General features: G+C 52.8%; 18 protein-coding genes. All 18 read left to right on the top strand.

Annotated elements, in window-relative coordinates; genetic code table 11:
• Positions 1-6: 6 nt before the first annotated feature.
• Entirely contained in the window at positions 7-1737 is a 1731-nt protein-coding gene (locus tag EXY20_RS21060) for a sensor histidine kinase (RefSeq protein ID WP_135554074.1), read from the top strand.
• 4 nt (positions 1738-1741) lie between these two features.
• Complete coding sequence (locus tag EXY20_RS21055) at positions 1742-3307, top strand: response regulator (protein WP_135554073.1); 1566 nt, start codon at positions 1742-1744, stop codon at positions 3305-3307.
• Between the two features lie 647 nt (positions 3308-3954).
• The gene (locus EXY20_RS21050; RefSeq protein ID WP_167859399.1) at positions 3955-4887 is read left to right on the top strand and encodes an ABC transporter permease; all 933 of its coding nucleotides are present in this window, start codon (positions 3955-3957) and stop codon (positions 4885-4887) included.
• Between the two features lie 25 nt (positions 4888-4912).
• Complete coding sequence (locus EXY20_RS21045; protein WP_167859398.1) at positions 4913-5785, top strand: carbohydrate ABC transporter permease; 873 nt, start codon at positions 4913-4915, stop codon at positions 5783-5785.
• A gap of 65 nt (positions 5786-5850) precedes the next feature.
• Positions 5851-7626: a type 2 periplasmic-binding domain-containing protein gene (locus EXY20_RS21040; RefSeq protein ID WP_135554070.1), complete on the top strand. Its 1776-nt coding sequence runs from the start codon at positions 5851-5853 to the stop codon at positions 7624-7626.
• 22 nt (positions 7627-7648) lie between these two features.
• Positions 7649-10195, top strand: coding sequence for a glucosidase family protein (locus EXY20_RS21035; RefSeq protein ID WP_135554069.1), 2547 nt, complete (start codon positions 7649-7651; stop codon positions 10193-10195).
• Positions 10192-12615, top strand: a complete 2424-nt coding sequence (locus tag EXY20_RS21030; protein WP_135554068.1) for a glycosyl hydrolase family 95 catalytic domain-containing protein — start codon at positions 10192-10194, stop codon at positions 12613-12615. Before EXY20_RS21035 ends, EXY20_RS21030 begins: the two co-directional genes overlap by 4 nt.
• A gap of 409 nt (positions 12616-13024) precedes the next feature.
• Entirely contained in the window at positions 13025-13930 is a 906-nt protein-coding gene (locus EXY20_RS21025) for an ABC transporter permease (RefSeq protein ID WP_135554067.1), read from the top strand.
• Positions 13931-13977: 47 nt separating this feature from the next.
• Positions 13978-14823 (top strand): HpcH/HpaI aldolase family protein, encoded by an 846-nt coding sequence (locus EXY20_RS21020; RefSeq protein WP_135554066.1) that lies wholly within the window; start codon positions 13978-13980, stop codon positions 14821-14823.
• Position 14824: 1 nt separating this feature from the next.
• On the top strand, positions 14825-15607 hold the full coding sequence (locus EXY20_RS21015; RefSeq protein ID WP_207671311.1) for an SDR family NAD(P)-dependent oxidoreductase: 783 nt from the start codon (positions 14825-14827) through the stop codon (positions 15605-15607).
• Positions 15608-15639: 32 nt separating this feature from the next.
• Positions 15640-16806: an N-acetylglucosamine-6-phosphate deacetylase gene (gene nagA, locus EXY20_RS21010; RefSeq protein WP_135554065.1), complete on the top strand. Its 1167-nt coding sequence runs from the start codon at positions 15640-15642 to the stop codon at positions 16804-16806.
• Between the two features lie 166 nt (positions 16807-16972).
• On the top strand, positions 16973-17764 hold the full coding sequence (locus tag EXY20_RS21005) for a phytanoyl-CoA dioxygenase family protein (RefSeq protein ID WP_135554064.1): 792 nt from the start codon (positions 16973-16975) through the stop codon (positions 17762-17764).
• Positions 17765-17803: 39 nt separating this feature from the next.
• Complete coding sequence (locus EXY20_RS21000; protein ID WP_135554063.1) at positions 17804-18739, top strand: Gfo/Idh/MocA family oxidoreductase; 936 nt, start codon at positions 17804-17806, stop codon at positions 18737-18739.
• Between the two features lie 23 nt (positions 18740-18762).
• Positions 18763-19707, top strand: a complete 945-nt coding sequence (locus tag EXY20_RS20995) for an aldo/keto reductase (RefSeq protein WP_135554062.1) — start codon at positions 18763-18765, stop codon at positions 19705-19707.
• A gap of 71 nt (positions 19708-19778) precedes the next feature.
• Positions 19779-20837: a sialidase family protein gene (locus EXY20_RS20990; protein WP_135554061.1), complete on the top strand. Its 1059-nt coding sequence runs from the start codon at positions 19779-19781 to the stop codon at positions 20835-20837.
• Between the two features lie 277 nt (positions 20838-21114).
• Positions 21115-23511, top strand: coding sequence for a helix-turn-helix domain-containing protein (locus EXY20_RS20985; RefSeq protein ID WP_167859397.1), 2397 nt, complete (start codon positions 21115-21117; stop codon positions 23509-23511).
• A 147-nt stretch (positions 23512-23658) separates the two neighbouring features.
• The gene (locus EXY20_RS20980; RefSeq protein WP_135554059.1) at positions 23659-25290 is read left to right on the top strand and encodes a DUF3502 domain-containing protein; all 1632 of its coding nucleotides are present in this window, start codon (positions 23659-23661) and stop codon (positions 25288-25290) included.
• 100 nt (positions 25291-25390) lie between these two features.
• Entirely contained in the window at positions 25391-26275 is an 885-nt protein-coding gene (locus tag EXY20_RS20975; RefSeq protein WP_135554058.1) for a carbohydrate ABC transporter permease, read from the top strand.
• Position 26276 lies beyond the last annotated feature (1 nt).

Here is a 26276-nt window from a genome sequence, read left to right as displayed (position 1 = left end):
AGTCCCGTGAGCAAATTTTTGTATCGCCTCTTTTGGGCGCTGATGCTGTTTGCCGTACTCCCGATGATTCTGTTCGCGTCGCTTGGCTACCGCTATTTATACAGCCAGACGATGTGGCAGTCCGCCGACGTCATGAACAGGCAGATGAACCAGGTGCAGAAAAACATGGACGATCTTACTTACAAGGTGGTGGAAACGTACAATCGACTGTATACGGGGAGAACGTATACGGACGTTTTCATTTCGCCGGACTCGATTGAAGAGCGGCGCAAGTACGAGGAGTTTGAGCAGATCAACTTTTCGTTTACGCAGATTTTGCCGCACAACAGCGAGGTTATCCTGATCACGCAGGAAGGACGTTTGTATTTGCTCGACAACCCGAGCATCAAGTTTAATGCCGACCTGGCCAAGTACCCGGGGCTTCAGAAGCTGTATCGGGACAAGTACGCCGGTCTGCATTACGTGCCGCGCGAATGGTACAAGGATTTGTTCGTCCGATCGGAGGAAATTATCGTCTTCGAGCAAAATATCGTCGACATTTCCAACCAAAATTTCAACTGGCAGGGTGCTCTTTTCTATATTATGCCGAAGGCCGATTTCGCCGATCAGATCGGGTTGTCCGGCATCGAAAAAGGCTCGACCCGCGTACTGGACGACAGCGGCCAAACGGTGTACGCTTCCGGTCAAGAGGCTCCAAACGCGACGTTCCTGCCGGATACGACCTCCCGCACGCTGGCGCCGACCAAACAAAATCCGAACGTGCTCGTTTCGACAAGGGCGCTTGCGCACAATTGGCTCGTGGTCAACGAAATATCGCGCGGTTCGATTGTCGTCGGGCTGAAGGAGACGCTTGGCCTGCTGCTGCTCATTACGGCTTCCTCGATTATCGTCGCGCTGCTGTTCGCGTGGTTTGTTTCGTATCGCTTTACGAATCCGATCGCCCGGATTGTCAAAGGGATGAAGAAAATGGCGGCGGGCAATTTTGAGCCGATTCCGATCGTCAAGCAGACAGAGGAGTTAAAAATCATTACGGAATCGTTCAACCGGATGGTGCAGGAGCTGAAGGATCACATCAACGAAGCGTATGTATGGGAAATTCGCGATAAAGAGGCGCGGTTGATGGCGCTCGAGTCGCAGATCGATCCTCATTTTCTGTTCAACATTCTCGAGTCGATTCGCGGACAGGCCCTGGAGAACAAGGACCGGAATACGGCCGACGTCATTAAAAAAGTGGCCAAGCTGCTGCGCATCTCGCTTCAGGCGGACCAGCCGTTCATCCCGCTGGCGCAGGAACTGAAGCTGGTGCGCGATTATTTGGACATCCAGACCTATCGGTTCGGAGAAAGGCTGCAAACGTCGATCGAATTCCAAGGCGCGGAAGCCGAATGTCTCGTTCCCCGCCTCATCGTCCAGCCGATTGTCGAAAACGCGGTTATTCACGGCCTGGAGAAAAAGGTAGGCATCGTTTGCATCAGCATCGTCATTACCGCGGTAAACAACGATCTGCTGATCGAAGTTGGCGATACGGGCAACGGGATGAGCGAGCAGCAGCTGCTTGCGACGCGCGAACGGCTGTCGTCGCGGGATTTTCGCCAATCCAGCCATATCGGCTTGCTGAACGTCCATCAGCGTCTGCAAATTTTGTACGGCTCGCATTACGGCGTCGACATCGACTCTGCGGAGAAGCGCGGTACGCGGGTAACGCTTAAGCTGGACCGAAGAATAGCGGAGGGGTGAGAGAATGGCGATATCGATCGTAATCGCCGATGACGAGTTCCGGGTGATCGAGACGCTGCGCAATCTTGTCGATTGGGAAACGCTCGGATACGAAATTGTCGGCGAGGCAAACGACGGGGACAGCGCTTTGGCGAAAATGATGCAGCTTCGGCCTCATCTGCTTATTACCGACATACGCATGCCCGGCATATCGGGGCTGCAGCTGATCCGGCTGGCGAAGGAAGCGTTGCCGGATTTGCATGTCATCTGCATCAGCGGCTATTCGGACTTCGAGTATGCCCAGAAAGCGATGAGCCTTGGCGTGACCGATTATTTGCTGAAGCCGGTCGACGAGGATCAGCTCATCCCCTTGCTGGCAAAAATACGTAGCCACGTGATCCAAAGCGAACAACTAAAGCGCAAGCTGTCGCAGCTGAGCCGCTACGAGCAGAACCGCCAGTGGGTCAAAATCATGCGCGGGGATCGCCATCCCGATCTGGATGCGCTCGATATCCTTTGGACGTTTCGTTACGGAACTGTCATTTTGCTCGAGCTGGACGATGAATCGCTCCTGGAGCTGGACGATCATGAAATCGAGCTGAACCGGTTTATCGTGGAAAATATTTTGCAAGACTACTCGCGTTTGCACACGAACGGGACGCTGCACTGGTTCGAAAAAGGCGCTTTGTCCTATGGAATCGTCTGGAACCATCCGCAGCCGAGTATGACGGAATGCCCGGTTTGGGCGGAGGAATTAAAGCGGCTGCTCGAACGGTGCTGCAAGTTCAGCGTCAGCATAGGCATCGGCACCGTCGTCGATTCCATCGCCCAGCTGAACGTTTCCTACAAGGCTGCGTACTTGGCGCTGGAGCAGCGATTTTTTTTCGGGAAAGGTGCGGTTTTACTGGCCGATGGCAGCCAAGCGTTGGCGGAGGGGGAAGAAGAACCGCAGCGCATCGATATCAAGCCGTTGTCCGAGGCGATTGCGGCCAAAGACGAGGAGCGGTTCACCGGCTTCATTCGCGATTTATTCCGGCAATACCAGAGCAAGCGGCTGTCCGAGCGCGTCGTTAAACATTTGCTGGTCGAAGCGACGGTCGGCCTGATCCAGCCAATCCATGACAGCAATGGAAGCGTCCATCAAATGATAGCGTCGGGAGGCGGCCTGGATTCGCTAATGACCAAGCGGACGTTGGATGATTTGCGGCAATGGTTCGAGCGATTCTGCAAGCAGCTGATCACTTACGATACGGAGGTGCAGAAGAAGCGTCCGCACAAAATCGTCAGCCAGCTGGAGCACTATTTGGCCGAACATTATGCCGAGCCGCTAACGCTGAAGGAGCTCGGGGAAATGTTTTACATCCACCCGACTTATTTGGGACAGTTGGTCAAGAAGGAAAAAAACATGTCATTGTCGCAGTGGCTGAACCACATCCGGATCGCGCAGGCGATGAAGCGTCTGGCGGAGAGCGACGATCTGATTACGGCCATAGCCGAGCAGGTTGGGTACAGCGATCTCAACTATTTTTACAGCCAATTTCGCAAAATCGAAGGAAAAAGCCCCCGCGAGTACAGAGGCAACCGAAAGTAAAGCTCGTCCGCCTGCAAGGCACGGGACAACCCGTGTCTTTTTTGCGCGAGCCGGGTTGGTTTCACTGCCGCTCCACTCCGATGAAGCGTCTTGCAAAATAGGCCATGTTTTATTGCCTATTTCGCCTAAAACGGGCAGCCTCTCCAAAATAGCCAATGAAAACACTGGTTATTTCGGCCAAACAGCCCCAATCCGGGAAGATTTACACGAATAGCCAGTGAAATCACTGGCTATTTCGTGGTCACTGCCCATTTTTAACGAAATAGGCCATAAAAAATGGCCTATTTCGCAATCCCCTTGCTGTTCCGCGTTAACCTAACAACATCCCTCGTCCCCGACGCTGTATGCGTAGGCAGCCGGTGATTGGGAACCTAAAAAATCGGCTTAAACCGGTGTCGAAATGGGCGAGCTGGTGGAGGGGAGGACGCCGGCGGCGCGCTTTGCGATGTTTCAAACAGGGGCGAGGGGGCGGGAGCGGAGAGCGAGGAGCCGGTCTCGCCGGATATTCGCCGTTTGATCTCCTGCCGCCTATTCGCAATCTTTAATTTGCCATACAAACATCTATAATATTACGGATTCATAAGGCGGAGGCGAACCACTACCATGGAAGTAGAAACAGAATGGCTTGCGCAAAGGAGAGGCTTGTTTTGAACAGCTTGCGATTGGTCAAAAAACAATGGATTTTGCTGCTATTCCTTGTGCCGGCGCTGGTACATGTGCTGTTGTTCAACTATTTGCCGATGTTCGGGATCGTGATCGCTTTCCAGGATTTCGATATTCTCAAGGGCTTCGCACATAGCGATTTTGTCGGGTTTGCCAACTTTGTCGCGTTTTTTGAAGATCATGAGTTTTGGCAAGCGCTTAAAAATACGGTCGGCATCAATGTCATTTGCCTCATTCTCGTTTTTCCGCTGCCGATCGTGCTTGCCATTGCGCTGGATGAAATGATGGGCACGCGCTTCAAGAAGGTCGTGCAAAGCATATCGTACTTGCCGCACTTCATTTCGTGGGTCGTCGTCGGCGGGCTGTTCTACCGGATGCTGGACGCGAATTCGGGCATCGTCAATATTTTGCTGATGAAGCTCGGGCATTCGCCGATACCCTTTTTCCGCGAGCCGCACTTTTTCTGGGCGATTATCGTATTCGCCACCATCTGGAAAGAAATCGGCTGGAATTCGATTCTGTACCTGGCGGCGCTGAACGCGATCGATTCATCGCTGTACGAGGCGGCCAAGGTCGACGGTGCCAACCGGTTCCAGCGTATTCGGCACATTTCGCTGCCGGGCATATCGACGACGGTCATTTTGCTGTTCATCCTGACCGTATCGACGATCATATGCGGCAACGGCGGCGTGAACGGCACGATGACGCCTAATTTGGACGCGTATCTCAATATGCGCAATCCGCTGGTCGCTTCGTCCTCCGATGTCATCGATGTCATCAATTACTACAAGGGCGTGCTCGGGAGCGAATATTCCTACGCTACCGCAATCGGGTTGTTTCAATCCGTATTCTCGTTGTTCGTGTTGTTCACGGTAAACTTCGCCGCCAAAAAATGGAGAGGCGCATCGGTGATTTAGCATGCGGGAGGGAATTCCATTGTCGATGGCCAGAAAACTTTCCTGGTTCGATCTCATTGTCGGAGCTTTGCTCGTCGTCCTTTGCTTTGTGATGATTTATCCGTTCCTGTACGCGCTGGCGTATTCGCTCAGCGACGGCGTTGCCGTGATGACCGAACACGTCACCTTGCTGCCCGTCGGATTTACCTGGGACAATTATCACGCGGTGTTTTTGAATAACGACATCTTTCACGCTTCCCAGATCTCGGTTGCGCGGACCTTGGCAGGCACCACGTATTCCACGCTGATCATCGGGATGGCCGCTTACAGCATGTCGAAGCCGCAGCTCGTCTGGCGGCGCACGTTGAACGTGCTTTTTATCATCGTCATGTATGTGGGCGGCGGCTTGATTCCTTACTACGTGGTGATTCACGATCTGGGGCTGATGAATCATTTTCTGGTGTACATTTTGCCCGGGGCGTTCGGCACGTTTCTCATGCTGCTGATGCGCGTTTATTTCGAGGGCATTCCGGAAAGCATGGAGGAGTCGGCCAAGCTGGAAGGGGCGAACGATTTTACGATCTTTTGGCGCATCTACTTCCCGCTGTCGCTGCCTACGTTCGCCACTGTCGCGCTGTTCGTCGGGGTAGGACAATGGAATTCGTGGTTCGACGCGTCGCTGTTCGTTTCCAATCCGAAGCTTGCTCCGCTGCAGCTGCTGTTGCAGCAGGTGCTGCAGCAGGCGACGGTGAGCAACTTCGAGCAGCTGATGCAGATGGCGAACGGACAGCGCAAAATCAGCGTGGAAACACTGCGTATGGCGGTATTGATCGTTACTGTCGTCCCGATCGTTTTCGCTTACCCGTTTTTTCAACGATTTTTCATCAAAAGCGTCATGCTGGGCGCGGTGAAAGGTTGACCGTCCGGTAATAATCGCCGATTTTCGGCGTTTATTTTATACTACATTATATGGAGGGTGAAAACATGAAGGGGAAAGGATTCCAATCGGTAAGCGCATTCATCGCGCTGGTCATGGTGTTGGTAATCGTTTTATCCGGCTGCACCAAATCGAAGGAGGAAGGAGCTTCGGGCGACAAAGGAGCTGCGGATTCGTCCGCAGGCAAAACGGCGGACGCAACGCCGCCGCCGCTGTTGAAATATTCGTACTTCATGGGTACCAGCGACCAGACGTATCCGTTCATGAACAACCCCGGCGATGTCATTACGCCGATCGTCGAGAAGAAATTCAATATTCAAGTATCGAATATCGACAAGCTGCCGAACGGCATGACGTTTACGGACAAATTCAATCTGATGCTGGCATCCGGCGATTTGCCGGACGTCATCGAGGCGGGCAGCAAGTCTCAGCTCATCGCCGACAGCGGCAAATACGAGAAGCTTGGGCCGCTCATCGAGAAGTATATGCCGAATATGATGAAATATTTGCCCAAGAAGGATTGGACGTCGGGCTTGTACAAAGGCGAGCTGTGGGGCGTGCCGAACGTGCAGATCGATACGGTCGATCCCAAATTCGACAACGACCCGAGCGCGGTTCCGAACGCCGACTGGACGCTGCTGCTGCGCGAGGATTTGCTCCAGAAGCTCGGCTACAAATTTACCCCGCTCAAGAAGGTGCAGGAGAAAGCGAATCAGACCGGCAAAAAGCCGACGTTCGAAGAGCTGCAAATCGATCCGCCGATCAAAACGCCGGACGACCTGTATCAATTTTTCAAAAAAGTGAAAGCGCTTGACAGCAGCATCATTCCGTTCGATATGCCCAATTATTTCCAGGGTCATTTCGGCACGATGTTCGGGTTCCAATACACCTGGTATTGGGATGTCGACACGAAGCAGGTGGTAACCGGGCTCGCCGCGCCGCACGCCAAGGAATTTTACCAATATATGAACAAGCTGTATAAGGAAGGATTGATCGATCCCGATTTCCCTGTCGAAAAAGAAGCGCAGCTGCAGGAGAAAATTGTTGCCGGCAAAGTCGCCGCTTACATTTTCGCGCAGGACAACAGTGCGGCGAACGCGGCCGTGGACAAAATAACGCCCGGCCTCATGTATCATCCGATCCCGATGCCGGTGCTGGCCGGCGTCACCTACCCCGGCATCGATCCGTTTTCGCTCGTGCACAGCGAGTTTTACGTGAAGAAGGATTTTAAAGATATCCCGCGGCTGCTGCAGTATTTTGACTGGTTCTATTCGGACGAAGCGCTCGATTTGGCTATCTGGGGGCCGGAATCGCTGGGCCTGTGGGTCATGAAGGACGGCAAAAAAGTGTTCAAGGACGAAGCGCTGCATCAGGCGCTCGCCGACTACAAGCCGAATACGATCGCGGATGAGCAGTATTACAACAAAGGTCTCGGCCTGCTGCCTCCCAAATTCGCGCCAAGCGCAAAGGCGTTTGCCACTGCGCCGCATTTTATCCACTACGTGCCGGTTTCGTGGCAGAAGAGCTACCCGTTCGCGGTGACCGATATTTCGACGCTGGCGACGACGATCATCAGCACGAAAAATCTCGACCGCAACAATGTGCTGCTGTCCGGCGGCACGAAGGTGTCTTCCGCCGCCGGCAACTGGATCTGGGGCGACCTGTACCAGAAAGTATCGACGACGTTGTACACGGCGAAGGACGACGAAACGTTCAACAAAAACTGGGATACGGCGTACAAAACATTTTTGGATAAAGGCCAGTACCAGGAAGGGCAAAAAGAAATGGCCGAAATCGCCAAAACGTTCGGTTGGGGCAAATGAAAACAAGAAGGAGAGCCGACTTATGCCGCCTGTTTCGATTTCGCTTTATCCGCTGGAGGACCGTTTCGCGCTGCTGACCAACTTTCTTTGGAGCAATGACGGCAACGGCCGCCCGACCTTGAGCAAGGAGCATCTGTGGGTTCAGTTCCCGGAGAGGCTTGCGATCACGGGAATTGAGGTGGTGGCCGCTCAGCCGCTTGGCGATGTGACGTTCGAAACGTCGCTTGATTACAAGAACGACTGGAAGCTGCTGAAGGAAGCGGACATGAGCAAACCGGAAGCGGGGAAACCGTTCCTGATCGAATGGGAGCCCTATCTTGCGGATAACTTGCGGATTGTGGTGAATCGGCCGGAAGCGGCAGCGTTTCCGCTCGTCCCTTATTTTCGCTCCGTGCGGCTGCGCTGCGCCGATGCTATTGCGCCCAACCGGGATGCGGGAGGCAGGCCGTCGTTCCTGCCATTGGAGCGACGAGAGGTCAACGCTTATGAGCCGTTTGCCGGCTCGCGCAGGCAACACATGTTCGAGAAGCTGGGCATTTGCCACGAGCCGCCGGCGACGGACAGGGTGAAAGCGGTGGAGGCTGCAGGTGCTGTCGCGTATGAGACGCCGATTTTTTCGATCGCGTTTTCAACGGCGTTTGCGCTGCTGCCCCGCATCGGATGGGATACGCTGGGGCAGGGCAAACAAGCGGACAATTTGCTGTGCGACAGCAATACGCAAGGGGCGTTTCCCGTCGTCATGCGGGACGGCAGGCGCGTTTCCAGCGAAGCGGGCGGCGGCACGGTCGTTGTGAACGGCCGCAGCGTGATGTATCGGAATATCCGGATCGTGCCGGAGCTGGTCTTGTCTTATGCGTATACGATCAAGGAAAAAGGATTTTCGCTCCGAATCGACTGGACCTGCCTGAAGCCGTTCGTCACGAGCGAATTCGCTTTGCTGCGGCTGCCGTTCGATTTGTACCGCTCCGTCACGACGGTTCTGGCATTGCCGGACACCGCGGGACCGGCGGGTTTGGTGCGGCTGCCGCTTGTCGTCAACAGCCCGAACTACGGCACGATGCGCATCGCGGTCAAGGAGAGCAGCGACGATACGGAAGCATGCGGCAGGGTGGCGCCGTTCCGCGTGCACGGGGAGCTGTGGCTCGATTTGATCGCCGGCGCCGTTCCGCTTGCGAACGGCTTGTTCGAGGTGCCGCAAGGCAGCGGCAGCGTCGAGCTGGAATTCGAGCTGACCAAAATTTTCCCGTTCGGCAACCGCGACCGGTCGAGTCTGTTCGGCTGGTGGGAAATGCCGCCTTTTTACTCTTTTGCCGGCCTGGAAACGATACTCGGCGCCCTGCCCGACGCGTGGCTCTGCGGAATCGGCTTCCGGCCGGAGCTCGCGCGATTCGCGAACAATTCCGTCGCCGATTCCGTGGCGATCAGCGCGTTTTACAATGCGGAAATGGCAGCTTACACGCCCGAATTGGCCCCCGGTTTATCGCCGCGCGAGCTGATCCGCGTCAGTGCGGAGCAGCTGCTGTTCGAAACGGAAGGCAACGTTTATTCGAACCACAGGGAATTTCCCAATTCCGTCACTTCCATCATCGATTGCGTCTGGCTGTATGTCGCGTCGACGGGAAATTGGGAGTGGGCGCTGCGGATGAAGCCTTATTTGCTGCTGAAGGTGAAGCAACTGGGCGAGCTGGAGGATCCGCATACGGGGCTCGCGGCGTGCTCCTTCTCCGGCGTGCCGTCCGATCCGGCTCCGGTGATGACGGCGTCCTGGTCGGACAGTGTAAGAAGCGGGCATCTGGAATCGTATGTGAATGCGCACGCGTACCGGGCGTATAACCGCGCGGCGGAACTGCTGGAGCGGCTGGAGGAAGCGGAGCTTGCCGGCAGGCTGCGGGAAAAAAGCGCGAGGCTGAAAGCGAATTTTTGCCAGGTGTTTTACGATCGGGAGAGCGGTCAAATCATGCAGTGGGTGGACGCGAACGGGCAAAAATACGGGTTTCATTCGCGCATCCACCTGGGGGCGGCAATCGCTTTGGACCTTGTGCCGAAAGAGCTGGCGAAGCCGCTGCTGCTCGCTTACCTGGAACGGCTGGCCGCATCCGGCTTTACCGCCTATGAATACGGGCTTCCGCTTTACCTCGATCCGATCCCGGCCGTGTGCCACAACAATTGGAAAGGCAAAGGCGTCGAGCAAGACGGAAGCGACCAGGTCGGCGTGTACCAGAACGGCTCGTACACCCATCACCAGTGTTATTATTTGCTGCAAGCGCTGTACAAGACGGGATTGCGCAAGGAAGCGAACGAGCTGTTCATGAAGCTCGCTCCGCTGGCGCGCAAGGGCGGCTTGAGCGGGGGGCTTCATTCCGGCATCGACTGGCGCAAGCGGGACGGTTCGCCCTCGGGCTATGAAGGGTTGCTGGCCGAGCAGTACCATTTCCTGCTGGCGGCCATTACCGGTTATCTGGGGATGGAGCTGACGATCGACGGGCTCGTTGTTCGCGAAGAAGCGCTGGACGGCTGCTCCGACCGGCTCGCGCAGCTGAAGCCGAATTTTGCGAGGGTAGCGCCATGAGTTCAGGGAATCGCTATTGTCTCGTGATGAGAAGCCCGGCCTCCTGGTGGAAAAACAAATGGCGGGAAGCGCTGCCTTCCGGCAACGGAACGATTGGTGCGGCGGTGTATGGCGGCGTTCACGACGAAACGGTGCTGCTGAACCATACGGACCTGTGGCGTGGCGGCAAGCCGATGCCGCTGCCCGACGTCGGCTCGACGCTGCCTGCCGCGCGGAAGCTGATGGCGGAGGGACAATATGCGGCGGCGAACCGGCTGCTCGCGGATACGCTGCTCGCAAGCGGCTATCGCCCCGAGCTGCCGACCCCGCTTCCTCTGGGAGATTTAAGCATCGTCATGCCGGTAAGTCAAGGGTTTCGGCGGTACAGGCGTGTCTTGAACATGGAGATGGGGGAAGTGACGGTCGGCTGGCAGGACGGCAACCGGCAGATGGAACGTTGCCTGTTCGTTTCGCGCGCCGCCGACACGATCGTTTGCCGGATCCAGGCTGCCGATGCCGGGGAAATCCGGGCCAGGGTGCGGCTTGCGCTGCACGACCCGCAAGACGCCGTGCACGCGCCGCATCCGGACTTGGTCCGGTATGCCGAAACCGTCGCTCGCGGCGATTGTTTATGCTACGCCTCGCGCAACGACGACGGCGCCGATTTTGGGGCGGTATGCCGCATCGTGGCGAAGCGCGGACGGATCGAGGCCGAAGAGAGCGGCGGCGGATTGGCGGCGGCCGGTGAAGGTGAACTGCTGCTGCTGATCAAGCTGTTCGTCGGAGGCTCCCGGGAAGAGAGGTGGGATGAGCTCCGCGCGCAATTATCCTCGCTCGGCGAAAGCTACGAGGAACTGCTGGACGCTCATGTCCGGCTGAATCGCCCGCTTTTCCATTCCATGCGACTGAATCTTGGCGACGATGACGATGACAGATCGAACGAAGAGCTGCTGCTGGAAGCCTATGACGGCAAAGCGTCCGCCCGCATGATCGAAAAATTGTGGGCATACGGCCGCTATTTGCTGCTTTCGGCGACGGGGGATCGCGGGAATCCGAGCACGCTATATGGACTTTGGGGCGGCGATTATACACCGATATGGAGTCAATACGTAGCCAATCAAAACGTGCAGATGATGCTTTGGCACGCTCCCGCCGGCGGAATGGCCGGGCAACTCCTGTCCATGTTCGCTTATTACGAAGCGATGCTGCCGCAATTCAGGGACAACGCCCGCAAGCTGTTCGGCGCGCGGGGGATCTATATTCCCGCTTATACGGCGCCGGGACACGGGGCTCCCGCCGTGCTCGTGCCGGTGATTACCAACTGGACCGGGGCCGCGGGCTGGCTGGCGCAGCATTTTTACCAGTATTATGCGTACACCGGCGACGAGGCGTTTTTGCGCGAGCGCGCGCTGCCGTTTATGCGCGAGGCGGCGTTATTTTATCGGGACTTTTTTACGCTGGGTCCCGACGGTTATTTTTACTGCTTCCCTTCCGTTTCGCCCGAAAATTCGCCGGCCAATCACGCGGCGGCGGCGGAAGCCGGCCATCTCGATCATCCGATGCCAACGTCTGCGAACGCGACGCTCGATTTTGCCATCGCCAGGGAACTGCTCGGCAATCTCGTGAAGGGCTGCCGGACCGTGGGCGCATACCCGGGTGACATCCCGGCATGGGAGGAAATGCTGCGGCGCATACCGCCTTACCAGATCAATGCGGACGGAGCGCTGAAGGAATGGATGGATCCGGCATTTGACGACAACTACAACCATCGGCACATTTCCCATCTGTATCCGCTTTTTCCGGGGGCGGAAATTACGGCGCGTTGCGAGCCGGAGCTGTTTGCCGCCTGCCGCATCGCGGTGGAGAAGCGCAGCGTTGTCGGGATCAGCGATCAAAGCGGCTGGTCGCTGACGCATTTGGCCAATTTGTTCGCCCGGCTGGAGCAAGGCGATGAGGCGCTGGAATGTTTGCACTTGTTGGCGCGATCCTGCCTGTTGAACAATTTCTTCACCGTGCACAACGATTGGCGCGGCATGGGGGTTACGCTGCCTTTCCATCCCGCTCCCGTGCAGCTCGACGCGAATATGGGCCTCGTTTCGGCTGTGCAGGAAATGCTGTTGTTCGCTTCGGAGCATTCGGTCCGCCTCTTGCCCGCGCTGCCAGCGGCTTGGGCTGCCGGCAGCGTGGAGCGGATGCGTTTTCCTTGCGGCGCGATCGATATGGAGTGGGACCGGCGCAAACGAACGTTCGCAGCGCGGATTGAAGCGAAGCGCGCGGCGGCGTTTGCGCTTGAATGGCCGGCGTGGCTGGACGCCTGCACGTGGGAAAGCGACGGAGAAGCCGCCGCTTCGGCTGACGACCGGCGCCGGCTGCACGTCAAACTGGCGGCAGGGCAGCAGCTGCGCATTACGGCTGCAGGAAATGAGACAGTGGACGCGTGAAGGTAATATTGGTGAAATAGGCCATGGAAAATGGCCTATTTGCCCTGTTTCGGGAGCTGCATCGAAAATAGCCAGCGAAAACGCTGGTTATTTTGGCCAAACAGCCCCGACCCGGGCATATTGACACGAATAGCCAGTGAAATCACTGGCTATTTTGTGTCGGCAGCCCATTTTAGACGATATAGGCTATAAAAGATGACCTATTTCCTAATCCCCTTGCTGGTTTTTGTCACTAAAGAGGCAATAAACATCATGAATGCGGCATTCCCATCCTTGATCCTGCAGAAGTATGCTTAACTGGAATACACCAATAGGAGCAGGGAGTGAGCAAGTCATTCACAGGACTGGATAGCGATAAAAGGAGATGGAAAAAAATTAGAAGTTGCACGATAAGCAAAGGAGTAATCGTATGAATCAAGACGTGGTCAATTTCAGAAAATACGGATTTTACTATTTGATGCTCGTTCCCGCGTTGATTCTCTTCATCCTCTTTAGCTACGTTCCGATGTATGGCGTCATTATCGCTTTCAAAGACTATCGATTTATCGATGGCGTTCTCGGCAGTCCCTGGATCGGATTCGCTTATTTTGAGCAATTTTTCCATGACGTTTTTTTTTGGCGAATCATTCGCAACACGCTGACGATCAGTGGCTTGCATATTTTGTTCGGTTTTCCGGCGCCAATCGTTCTTGCTTTGCTCTTTAACGAGCTGAGGGACTCCAAGTTCAAAAAAATCGTCCAAAGCGTGTCCTATTTGCCGCACTTCATGTCATGGGTTATTCTTTCGAGTATTTTGGCAGAAATATTGTCGCCATCGCGAGGCGCGCTCAACTATGTAATCACCTTTTTCGGCGGCAAACCGATTCATTTTCTGGCAGATCCGAATACGTTTGTCGGCATGTTGGTGGTCACTCACATATGGCAGAGCATCGGCTGGGGAAGCATTATTTATTTGGCCGCCATCGCGGGCATTAATCAAGAGCAGTACGAATCGGCAACCATTGATGGCGCGAACCGCTTTCAACAAATCGTTTACATTACGCTTCCGGCCCTTATCCCGATCATGACGATTTTGTTTATCCTGAACATCGGCGGCATTATGAATGCCGGTTTTGATCAGATTTTTAATCTGTATAACCCGGCCGTCTACAGCGTAGCTGATGTCATCGACACTTATGTGTACCGGATTGGGCTTCTGGAAACGCAATACGGTTTCTCCTCCGCAGTCGGATTGTTCAAGAATGTCATCGCGCTCGTACTTGTCATCGGCGCGAATTACATCGTCAAACGATTCAACGAATATGGCATATGGTGAGGTCTTGCTTGCAACAGTGGATCTGGCGTTTACAGGGAGGAACCTAAATGGCAAGTTCGATGAGACCGAGTAGAGTGCTGAAGAAAATGCGAAATGGCGAAACGGCGATTGCTTTAAAGCTGAATCTAGCTGATGCGCGCGTCGCGGAGATCGTGGCCAGGTTGGGTGGAGTGGATTGTTTATGGACGGATATGGAGCATGTGCCCAATGACTGGTCCATTATCGAGAAGCAAATATGGGCTGCCAAAGGTTATGATGTCGATGTTCTCGTTCGTGTCGCCCGGGGCAGTTACAGCAACTTGATTCGCCCGCTTGAAATGGATGCTGCCGGCATTATGATCCCCCATGTAATGAGCTTGGCGGATGCTAAGCAGATTGTCCGTCAAACCAAGTTCCACCCGATTGGTTTGCGGGCACTCGACGGCGGGAATGCGGACGGCTCATTTTGCACAATGCCGCTCGACGATTATATGCGCGATGCGAATGAACAACGTTTCAATGTGCTGCAGATCGAAGATCCCGAACCACTTGCCGAGCTGGAAGAAATCATCGCGCTGCCCGGCATGGACATGATCTTCTTTGGCCCCGGCGATTTCAGTCAAGCGATCGGCGCTCCTGGTCAATGGGATCATCCCTTTATCACCGAAACGCGTCTAAAAATTGCGCATCTGGCCCGCAAGCACGGCAAATTTGCCGGAACTTTATGTTCTGTGGCGAATGTGGCGGATATTGTGTCCATGGGGTACAACTTTGTCAGTGTAGGCGCAGATGTCATTGGGGTGACCCAGTACTTGGAAGGCATCGTAAAGGCACTGTCACAGCAAGAGTCAATTATAAAGCCCAGTACCAGTATTTATGGCGGAAATGAATGGAACAAAGGGAGAGGGAAATAAGATGAACGTACTGGAGCGTTTTTCACTGCAGGATAAGGTTGCCGTCATAACGGGCGGTTCCGCTTTATTTGGAAAATTGATCACGATGGCTTGTATCGAAGCCGGTGCGCGCACCTATATAACGACTCGGAATTTCGAAGGCTTGGGTGAATTGGAAAAAAGTTATGCAGAGAAAGGTTATTCCGTGACCGCCCTTTATATGGACCAGGAAAAGCCGGAAACGATTCGTGCGATGAAAGATGTGCTGAAGGAGCGGGAAGAGTGCTGCGATATTCTGGTGAACAATGCTGTCTTGCGCCCGGTGAAGCACTATAACGATCCACTGGACCATTTTGCCCTGAGCATGCAAGTCAATGCAACGGGTTTGTTCGAAGTCACGCGGGTGTTCGGAGATTGGATGGCCGCGAATGGGGCAGGGTCCATCATTAACATTGGCTCCGTCCAAGGGATGGTCGGCGCGGATGCAACCTTATACGAGGGCTTAAACATGAACGGTTTTCTCCCGGATTACTTCTTTCACAAGGGGGGACTGATCAATTTTACGCGATTTATCGCAGCCTATTATGGTCCCCGGAGCATTCGCTGCAACTGTGTTTGTCCCGGAGGTCTTCTTTCCGATCGGGTATCCGCCGAGTTCGTGAAACGTTATAGCGACCGGACGTTACTCGGACGTATGGCGGAAGACAGCGATATCGGCGGGACGATTGTATTCCTCGCTTCGGATGCTTCCAAGTATGTGACGGGTGTGACGTTGCCGGTGGATGGAGGATATACGGCGAAGTAGAGCAGGTTATGTCAAACATTGGAGTTCGATGAATGATGCAAAATGTGAAAGCAATTGTGAATGCGAAGATCGTTACGCCTCACTCCATCATAGAGAACGGGGTCATTGTCATTATCGATGATCTCATTGCGGAATGTGGCCCGAAGGGAAGCTTCGATGTGCCGGCTGATGCTCAACTCATCGATGCCAACCATCATTATGTCGGCCCCGGCTTTATTGACATTCACTGTCATGGGGGAGGGGGGCATTGGTCGTGGGAGCAGCCGTATTCATTTGCCTGTGCCCATTTGAAATTCGGTACTACCGGGATCTTACCCACTTTGGTCTATAATCAGAGCCGGGAAGAAACACTGGAGGGCGTTCAAACCATCGTGCGGGCGATGAATGAAACAAAAACCTACAGCGAGCTCATCGTGGGCATTCATATGGAAGGGCCTTACATCAATGCTAAATATGGCGCCATCGAATCACCGATCCGACCAGTGGATCCCGAAGAATACAACACGCTGCTATCGCTTGCCGGTGACCGGATTAAAGTATGGACGCTTGCCCCCGAATTGGAAGGACAACTTCAATTTGCACAGGCGGCAGCCGCTTATGGCATCGCATTGTCCGTAGGCCATTCCGAAGCGGATGCAGAAACGATATTCGCTTTTGCCAACATGGGACTTCAGATTGGCTGCCATTGCACGAACGCAACGGGTACAACACCGTCTCCTTCGCGGTATCGCGGATCGCGCGAGATTGGCGTGGATGAAGCTGTACTTGTACATGATGACATTTATGCGGAGATTATTCCCGATGCGGGTGGCATTCACGTCCGGCCTTTGATGTGCAAACTGATTCACAAAACAAAAGGAACACATCGGGTCATTATTATTACGGATGCGATTGATGAAGCCGGCACCGCACAGCCGAAAGCTGCGGATGACGAGAAGCATGGGGATATCCGTTTCATTGAAGGCATTGGTGTATCCGGGAGCAAGCTGACGATGGACAAAGCGGTCAGGAACATGGTGAATCATGCCAATGTAAGTCTCGTGGATGCATTCATTATGGCATCGTTAAATCCGGCGAAGGTGTTAAAGCTGGACCATCGCGTAGGAAGCGTAGCCAAAGGGAAGCTGGCCAATCTGGTCATCGTATCCGAGAGGATAGAAGTGAAAACGGTGGTTTTTCAAGGGAAGGTTGTAGAGTAAATAAGGGCAGCAATTGGTTGCTTGTCATCAAAGGGGCAATAAAAGTCATCATACTAGCATTTCTTCTTAAGATCGGCGGAGTTATGATAGGTTCGCAGTTCGGTTTGAAAAAAGCTCAAGCCCAAAGCGGAGCAGGAGCCTTAAAGCAGAAGGAGGGGAACGCTGCATGTTCCGTCTAACCGATCAACAGAAGGCATCGTACAAAGAGAATGGGTATTTGGTCGGCTTGCCGCCTGTATTTGACAGCAAGGAACTCATGGCCGGTTATGAATTGCTGACCGGCAGTTTGATGGAGGGGGAACTGCCATCGGACATGATCAACTGGCATCGTACCAGCCGGTGGTTGTACGACCTCTGCACGCATCCGCAAGTGCTCGATGCCGTGGAAGATATTATCGGGCCGGATTTTGTTCTGTGGGCGACCGATTTTATTACAAAATCACCGCATTCCGAGAAAATTGTCCCTTGGCATCAAGATGCCTACTACTGGCCGCTGCACCCGCATAATACGGTTACGGTATGGATGGCGTTTACAGACGTCGATGAAGGGAACGCGGCGATGAAAGTTATACCCGGGACACACCGGGGAGGCGTCATCAAGCATAAAATCGCGGATAAAAGCTCCATTCTATCGTTCGAGCTCGATGACGGCGCCTATAGGGAAGATACCGCGGTTTCGCTGGCAATTCCGGCAGGAGGCTTTTCCTTGCACGACGATGCAGTTATCCACGGCTCGCCGGCCAATCTTTCCGACCGCTGGAGGATCGGCTTCGTCGCACGGTATTCCGGCACCAATGTGAAATGCGATTTGACGAAAACGCCGCACTACTTGGCCTATCTTGTGCGCGGCAAGGACGAATTCAAGCATAACCCGATGGGTGTTCCTCCTGCAGAGTCTTACGCGAGGCCGCCCTATCACCGGCGTATCCGCAAAACGGAAGCGGACGGGATCAATTGAACAGCGGGCAGCCTTTGTTGCGGAGAAAGGAAGAAGACGATGGCAAATGACTTGCGTCTGGCTATGCTCGGCAAGGTAGAAGGGAACGGCCACCCGTATTCGTGGAGCGTAATCTTCAACGGTTATCATTCGGAAGAGCTGGAGAAGTGTCCTTATCACGTAATTCGCGATTATTTGCGCAAAGAACCGAAAGACAAGCTTCAAATCGAGGGAGCCCGCGTCACCCACATCTGGACGGACGACCCGGAAGATGCGCTGCGCGTTGCGGCTACGGCCTTCATTCCGCATGTGGTGCAGCGACCCGAAGACGTGATCGGCCACGTGGACGCCGTCATCATTCCAACGGGCGAAGGGCAGGCGGAGCGCTGCCGACCGTTCGTGGAGGCCGGTATTCCGGTGTTCGCGGACAAACCGCTTGCTGATAACGAAACGGACTTGCGCCAGTTTATCCAGTGGCGGAAGGAAGGGAAACGCATCTTGTCGTCCAGCTGCATGCGTTATTGCAAAGAATTTATGCCGTATCGGGCATCGGTGCACAATCTCGGTAAAATCCGTTTTGCCAGCGTCACGACGCCAAAAAGCTGGGAGCGATACGGCATACATGCACTTGAGGCGATCTACCCGATTGTCGGGGCCGGTTTCCTGTCGGTGCGCAACCTCGGAGATGCCACACGGAATCTGGTGCATCTGAAGCATGGCAGCGGCGCGGATATCGTCATCTCCGCAGTCGACGACATGTTCGGCGCATTTGGCATGCTGCAGTTATGCGGAACAGAAGATTATGCCGTTGCGGCGATGAAAGATACGTTCTATTGTTTCAAAGCGCAACTGCAAAGCTTTGTCGATTATGTGCGCACAGGTGTCGATCCCTACCCGTTCGAAGAGACGATCGAGTTAATGAAGCTGGTCATCGCCGGCATTCGCAGCCGGGAAACAGGCGGCCGCGAGATATTCATCGACGATATGCTCGTATGAAATGAAAGTGCAGAGGAGACGGTATGGACAAAACATTGATTTCCCGGCTGACGCTTGGTACCGCCCAGCTTGGGCTTGCCTACGGCATCAACAATCGGAGCGGACAGCCCGATCAAGCCACAGCGTTTGCCATATTGGAAGCTGCACTTGAAGGAGGCATCACGAGTTTTGACACTGCTGCCGCTTATGGCAGCGCAGAAGAGGTGCTCGGCGGCTATTTTGCCGGCAAGCCGACTCCCTTCTTGTTTTCCAAATGGTTTTTCGAACATTTTGGCCCCGGAGTAACGGCAGATGAGGTGATTCGCCAGCTTGACGAGGGGCTGGAGAAATCCGCCGCTGTCTTGGGGCTGTCGCGTCTGCCGGGCATGATGCTGCATCGGCCGCTGCTTCTTCAGCACCACGGACGCGAGGTGACGCGCCGATTGAGGGATTATGTGGAACAGGGTTTGATCGGACATGTCGGCATCTCGTTGGGAGCATTTGTCGACCGGGAATTCGAGGCCATCTGGCCGGTTATCCAGGATGACCTGTATGAGTTGGTGCAGGTGCCGATGAACGTTTTCGATCACCGTCTGCTTCGCACGGGCATGCTTGACAAGCTGCAGGGAGCAGGCAAATCCGTATTTGCACGCAGCGCCTATTTGACCGGACTGCTGTTTCTTGATGATGACCGGCTTCCGGCGCCGATCAGTGACGCAGCGCCGTATCTGGCGCATTTGCGCCGTATGGCCGAGAGCGAGGGCATGTCCGTCGCGGAACTCGCCTTCTCGTACGTACGCGATCTTCCGGGCATCGACAGCATCATTGTCGGCGCGGAAACGCCGGAGCAAGTCAGGATGAACGTTTCCCTGCTGCAAGCTCCCGCGCTGCGCGAATCGACGCGGCATGAAATCGCTTCCCGGTTTGCCGGCATTCGCGAGCAGATTGTGACGCCGGCCATTTGGAACGACAGCTCCATACGCAAATAAGGAACAGAGTCAATAAGGCCGGGACAGAAGCAATTATGCTGGTTTGCAACACTTAAATCGGGTGGAGAGTGATGAAAGTGGAGAGCTTTATCGCAATAGACAACGTATGCGCATGGCCTAATTTGACGTTATTGCCCAATGGGTCGATTGCCGCCGTCATATTCAACAAGCCTAATCATGGGATTACGGAAGGAGGAGTGGATTGCTGGGTTAGCGATGACCAAGGGTACTCTTGGAGGAAGAGCGGCGAGCCAGGACCTCACCAGCCAAACAGGAACCGGATGAATGTTTCTGCCGGACTATCCGATTCCGGAGAATTGATTGTGATCAGCTCGGGTTGGGATAATGTCGTGCCCTATGACAAGCAAGTGATTGAAACCTGTCATGGCACGAGAGGGAAAATACTGGATCCCGTTATATCTCGTTCCGCTGACGGAGGCAGAACTTGGATCCAGGGGGGATCTGTCGAAATGCCTGAAGATGCTTCGGCGATCGTTCCATTCGGCGATATTGTGAGCAATGGTCAAGGCGTCTTGGGATCATCGATGTATTCCTTTCGTAAGGAAATGAATCGAGAGGGCAAGTTTGAAAACATCATGTTCAGTTACTTCGCGAGAAGTTATGATCAAGGGAAATCTTGGGTCGAACCTCATTTTATCGCATCGGCTCATCAGGCAGAACGGCTCCATAACGGGGAGTCTGCTATTCTGTCTCTGGGTGGACAGCGTTTGCTTGCTGCGGTTCGGACAACCGAGCATGGGGAAGATCACTTGGAGATTTTCATTTCGGAGGATTTCGGACTATCATGGGCATCCAAGGGCGCGGCATCTCTGCCGGGGCAAATTCCCGCTCACTTGCTGCATTTGCAGGATGGAAGGATTTTACTCACCTACGGGATGAGGAATAAATGCAATTTTGGAATCGGAGCCAGAATAAGCAGCGATGAAGGGACAAGCTGGAGCAAACCTGTCTTTATCGTTGACTTTGAAATCGCAACAGACGGAGGTTATCCTTCATGCGTGCAGTTGGCAGACGGCACCCTCGTCATGGGGTATTATGCCAATAGGGTGCCTTACCATAACCGCTATCATATGGGAGTTCTGCGATGGAAGCCGGATGATTTTTTCTAATCGTGAATGAAGCAGTCGATGTGCAGCATCCGACATGGGAAGAAGTCGCGAAGGAACGCGGCTTCTTTTTGGCTAGCTTGGCGTACAACAGATGCCGCGCATTGGTCAGCCCGGATGCTTGTAATGGATCGAGTGCCGATATTGTAAGTTGGGTTGAAGACCGATATAATAAATGAATCTTTCAGAGATGAAAGCGAATTCAGCTTGCCAAAGAGGAAATATTACTCGGCCAAAGAGACATAACCGTCTCGTCCGACCAACGATGGAGAAGATGGTAATGATCGATAAAGTATGGCGGTTTACCCGGCGCAAACACTTTCTTTTCCGATTGATCACCTACATGCTGTTGATTTGTTTGGTGCCTATTGTCGTGCTGAGCTATTTTTTTTATTACAATGTTCAATCTTCTATGAGGCAAGAGATTAAGCTGGCCAACGACCGCTATTTGAATCAAACCGTAAATGCGATGGAACTCGTCGTCAAACAGATCGGCAATGGCTACCGGCATTTGGTCATTAACAATTCGCTTGTGGAATTTGATCAATCTCCGCTTGGCGATTATTTCACGGAAATCGGGAAGTGGCAAGGGTCCGAGAGCGGGCAGTCGATCCTCAGCTACATCGATAGCAAGGCCAAAGTGATGAAGAGCATGGTAGATTTGCGGTCGTTAAACGATTTTATATATTCCGTTTACTACATCAATCCGAGCAGAGGAATTGTGCTGACATCCGGATCTTTGCAATATGCGCTATCCAAGTTTTATGATCAGGGATGGGATCAGAATTTAAAGCCCAATGTGTTTGGTTACCCGATCATGATGGACGTACGGGATGCCAAGCAAGTAGATGGTTCATTAAAAAGAGTGATTCCCATTGCCTTTCGACCGGCCGAATCCAATTATACCGTTGTGATCAATCTGGATGCGGAAGCTTTTTATACGAATTTGATCAGCAAGCTGGGTATAGACAACGGAACTTCACTCATCTTGTTCTCAAAAGAGGGAGAGCCGTTGCTTTACGATGGCGCGGCTTCAACCGCGGAACAGATTGACTCTGCCCGCTCATCCATTGTTCATGCGGAATTGGATGAAAGCGCAGGCGGCAAATCAGGGGAAAGTATGGTGGACAAGGACCGGTTGCTCATCTCCTGGAAATCGTCCGACTTGCTCGGATGGAGAATTGCCAGTGTCACGGACTTGAATAAGATGTATGGCAATGTCTTGAGAATTCGCGGGTTATTCTTCATGATTACCTTTCTGCTGCTTATTGCGACCGCAAGCTTGGCGTTTGTTTCAGGTCGGCGCATGTACATGCCTGTTTCCCGGCTGCTGCAGTTCATTAAAAATGATCATCAAGCCGACATGAGCAAGGAGCCTGCGGAAACAACGGGAATCAAAGGGATTTCGAAGCGATTGCAGGGTGAATTTCAAGTCATCAGCGAGAGCTTGACGAACGCATACGAAACGAGAAATCGCTTGCAGCTGCGGTTGCGCGAGAGTCTGCCTGCATATCAGGAAAAGTTTATTCGCTCACTGCTGAGGAAGAATGCTTTTCAAATGGAGGATATTGAAGGTCGGCTTAGCTTTCTGGGGATCGGACTGCAGACGAAAGGAATAGGGCTGATGCTTATTTCTATCGAGGAAGACGGCAGACCGCTCAACATTGAAACGGAGAAGCTGAAACATCTGCTCGTCATTGATACCATCTCATCTGCTATCGATTCCCAATATTCGAAATGGGTGATTGAACTCTCGGATCATGTTTTCCTGGTACTTGTCAACTGCGGGGAGAACGGAATATCCGCCGTTTTCGCAGCGGCAGAAGCGATCAGGCGCAGCATACTGACCAACCACGAGATCGTTTGCACGGTTGGTATCGGCAGCTACTGCCACACGATTGAAGATTTGCCGCAGGCGTATAAGGAGGCCGAGGAGTCGCTTAGTTATCGCAATATGACAGGCGACAGCGAAATTGTCTATATTGAAGACGTCAGATTGCAATCGTACGACCCGCTCCCTTACCCGAAGGACAAGGAAACTACGCTTATCGTGTTTCTCAAAAATGGAGACAAGCAGCAAGCGCTGAGTGTATTTGCCGATATGGTGCAAGACATGCGCGGGAAAGCGGCCAAGGTTGCATTCCCGCAAGTGCAGCAAGCCTTCTTGTTGCTGCTTGTAAAGTTGATTGAAACCGTCAGGGATTTATCGCTCGATATGAATGCAATCGTTCCTGAAGAACGTCCTCACTTGCTTGCCGCTTTCCTTCAGAGGAATGATTGGTTGGAGATGTCGGAATGGTTTGAAAATGTGATAACCAAAATCGCCGATTATATTGGAGATGCTTTCCGGGAGAAGAAGAATATGCATGTTGAGCATGCAAGACGTATGATAGAGGACGATTGTGGCGACATGATATCGCTTACAACAGTGGCGGAAAAATTAAACTTGAATCCGGCTTACCTAAGCCGAATCTTCAAGGAGTACACGGCAACCACTTTCACCGAATATGTGACCCGAACGCGTATTGCCAAAAGCAAAAAATTGCTTTTGCAACCCGAATTGAAAATTCAGGATATCAGCAAACAACTGGGCTATACCAAAGTGAACCATTTTATCAAGATCTTTAAAGAGGCTACGGGAATTACGCCTGGGGAGTTTCGCAAGCTGAACAGTTGAGTTGTACGGGAGCGGCGAAATGGAAGCCTTTGATGGCGGCCTTGTCATCAAGACGGCATAAAAGGCATGAAAGAAGCATTTCTTTCTTGAAAGCGTAGCCATTATGATTGGCGTGTAACAAACAAATATGAGCAGGGAGTGATCGGATTGGTAAGACACAAAGGGGTTTTATTCAGAAGCGTGGCCGTTTGGCTCGTCATTACCGTATCATCGGTAATGATTCTAACGGGCTGTAGCGGCAACAACAAGGAGCCCGTGAAGGCAACGGCAAGTTCGACGACACCTTCTACTGCGTCGGCTTCCAATTCTGCTTCGGCGAACCCATACGAGAAGCAACTGGAGATTTCGTGGATTGGGTTTAATCAAACGGGTAAGGCCAACGACAAGATGGACAGTTCGACAAAGAAATTAATCGAACAGAAGTTTAATGTAAAGATCAATATGGTTCTCCTTGACATGTCCAACAAAGAACAAGTTAACTTGTATTTTGCCGAGGGTAAAACAGCCGATTTCATTAATCTTAACGTTCCTTACGCTCCGCTGCTCGATCAGGGCTTGTTCAAAGAAATATCACCGGACAAGATGCGAAAACTGATGCCAACGTGGATGAAAAAAGTGGATGAAATGATTGGGAAAAATGTAACGGACATTACCATGCAATACAAAGGGAAAAACTACTTTGTTCCTTATATTGGTTATGCAAATACCCAGCCTTGGGTCATGGGTGTTCGCAAAGATTGGCTGGACAACGTCGGGATCGCGAAGCTGCCGGAAACATTGGAAGAATATCATGACATGTTGAAACGATTTACGTTCAATGATCCGGATAAAAATGGCAAAAACGATACTTTTGGCGGTCATGGCCTTCAATTGTATCTCAGAGGGGCTTTCGGATTTGGCAGTTCGAATATCGCTTTCTATGCGGATAAGAATGGAAAGGTAGCGCCGATTGCTATATCCGAAGGCTTCAAAGACTATTTGAAGACGATGCAGGCATGGAACAAGGAAGGCTTGCTCGATCCCGAATCGCTTACCGATCAGCGTCCCCAGCAGCGAGCGAAATGGTCCGAAGGCAAATTCGGCGTGTTGGCGGACCACCCATGGTCGTATGCATCCACAACAGCTGCGAATATCACCAATATGGTGACGGATAAAAACCCGGCTGCCCGGATTGCTTTTCTTAAACCGTTTGCTGGTCCGACCGGGGATAAAGGGGCAGGCGGGCTTGGATTTCCGCGTGCAGGGTATGGTTTTGCCTTCGGCAAGAATACAAGCGATGAGAAAATCGAGCGGATTATGGCGATTAAGGAATATTTGACTGCGAACGAAGAGTTCTATACCCGTGTGTACTACGGAGAGGAAGGCAAGGGTTATACGCGGGATCAGTCGGGCGTTATCGTATTGAACAAGGAATACTCGTCGGTTGATAAGATCAATGAGGAAGGCATCGCCCAATATTTTGGGTTCGCGCCGGTTTCATGGGATTTTGCCAAGAAAAATTTGGCTGGCAAATCAGATTTGCCGGCGTATGAGATATCCATGAGCAGTCCGATCAAATACAACGATGTCAATTTCGCATTCGGCGGGACAAACGAAGCATTGGCCAAATATGGCACTGCGATCACAACGGTAGTGACCGAATTCGAAACGAATGCCGCCTATGGCAAGCTGGATATCGACAAAGAATGGGAAGCCTTCAAGAAGAAATTCCTTGATGCCGGCGGTCAGGCGATTATGGAAGAATACCAGAAATTATATGATGCTACGAACAAGAAATAAGGAATAAGACGAATCATGACACTTGCGGATGCTTTCGTGTGTTCCGCAGGTGTCATGAGTCATATAAGGTGCTGTTGCACAAGAGAGGTGAACGAATATCATGTCAGTAAGTCGAAGAAGCTTTGCAGCTCGTTTTTTCGATGTATGCAATTATGGACTTATGGTTGTTTTGGCGATTGTGTTCGTTTATCCGTTTTGGAATTTATTGATGCTGTCGGTAACGGGGCCGGCATTCATCAACAAACTCGGGTTGCGGCTATGGGTGGAAGGGTTTACTTGGGCCTCCTACAAGCAGGTGTTTCATAGCGATGTCATTTATTCCGCTTTTGCCAATACGATTTTCCGTACGGTATTTGGAGTTGTGCTTACGGTGCTGGTTACGATGTTCGCGGCATTCGCCTTGTCGCGCAAAGATTTGCCGTACCGTAATCCCATCACATTATTTTTATTGTTTACGATGTTTTTCAGCGGCGGCTTGATTCCGACCTATTTGACGATGAAATCATATGGTCTCATCGGTTCATTATGGGTGCTTGTCCTGCCCACCCTGGCTAACGCTTGGTATGTTATTCTGGCTCGCAACTTTCTTATGGCGTTTCCGAAGGAGTTGGAAGAGTCCGCTCATATCGACGGGGCGAATCCGGTCCAGGTTGCCTTTCGCATTATTTTTCCGTTATCGATGCCGATTATTGCGGTCATTGCGCTATGGTCCGGAGTCGCGCATTGGAACGCCTGGTTTGATGCGATGATCTATCTGCGCAATAAGAACAGTTTTGTCCTGCAGCTGCTCGTACAGAAGATTTTTCAGCAGGAACGGATTGATCCCACCACCACAGGGACCTTTATCACGATGACGGAAGAAGTATCGAGTCAATCGGTCAAAGCGGCAACCATCATTGTCGCCATTACGCCGATTATCGCTTTCTATCCCTTTTTGCAAAAATATTTTGTCAAAGGTGTCATGATCGGCTCGCTTAAAGGATGAT

This window comes from Paenibacillus cymbidii (assembly GCF_004764705.1).
GTDB classification, from domain to species: Bacteria; Bacillota; Bacilli; order Paenibacillales; family NBRC-103111; genus Paenibacillus_AN; species Paenibacillus_AN cymbidii.
Note: the sequence above shows the minus strand (reverse complement) of the source record. Positions and strands in the feature narration are given on the sequence as shown.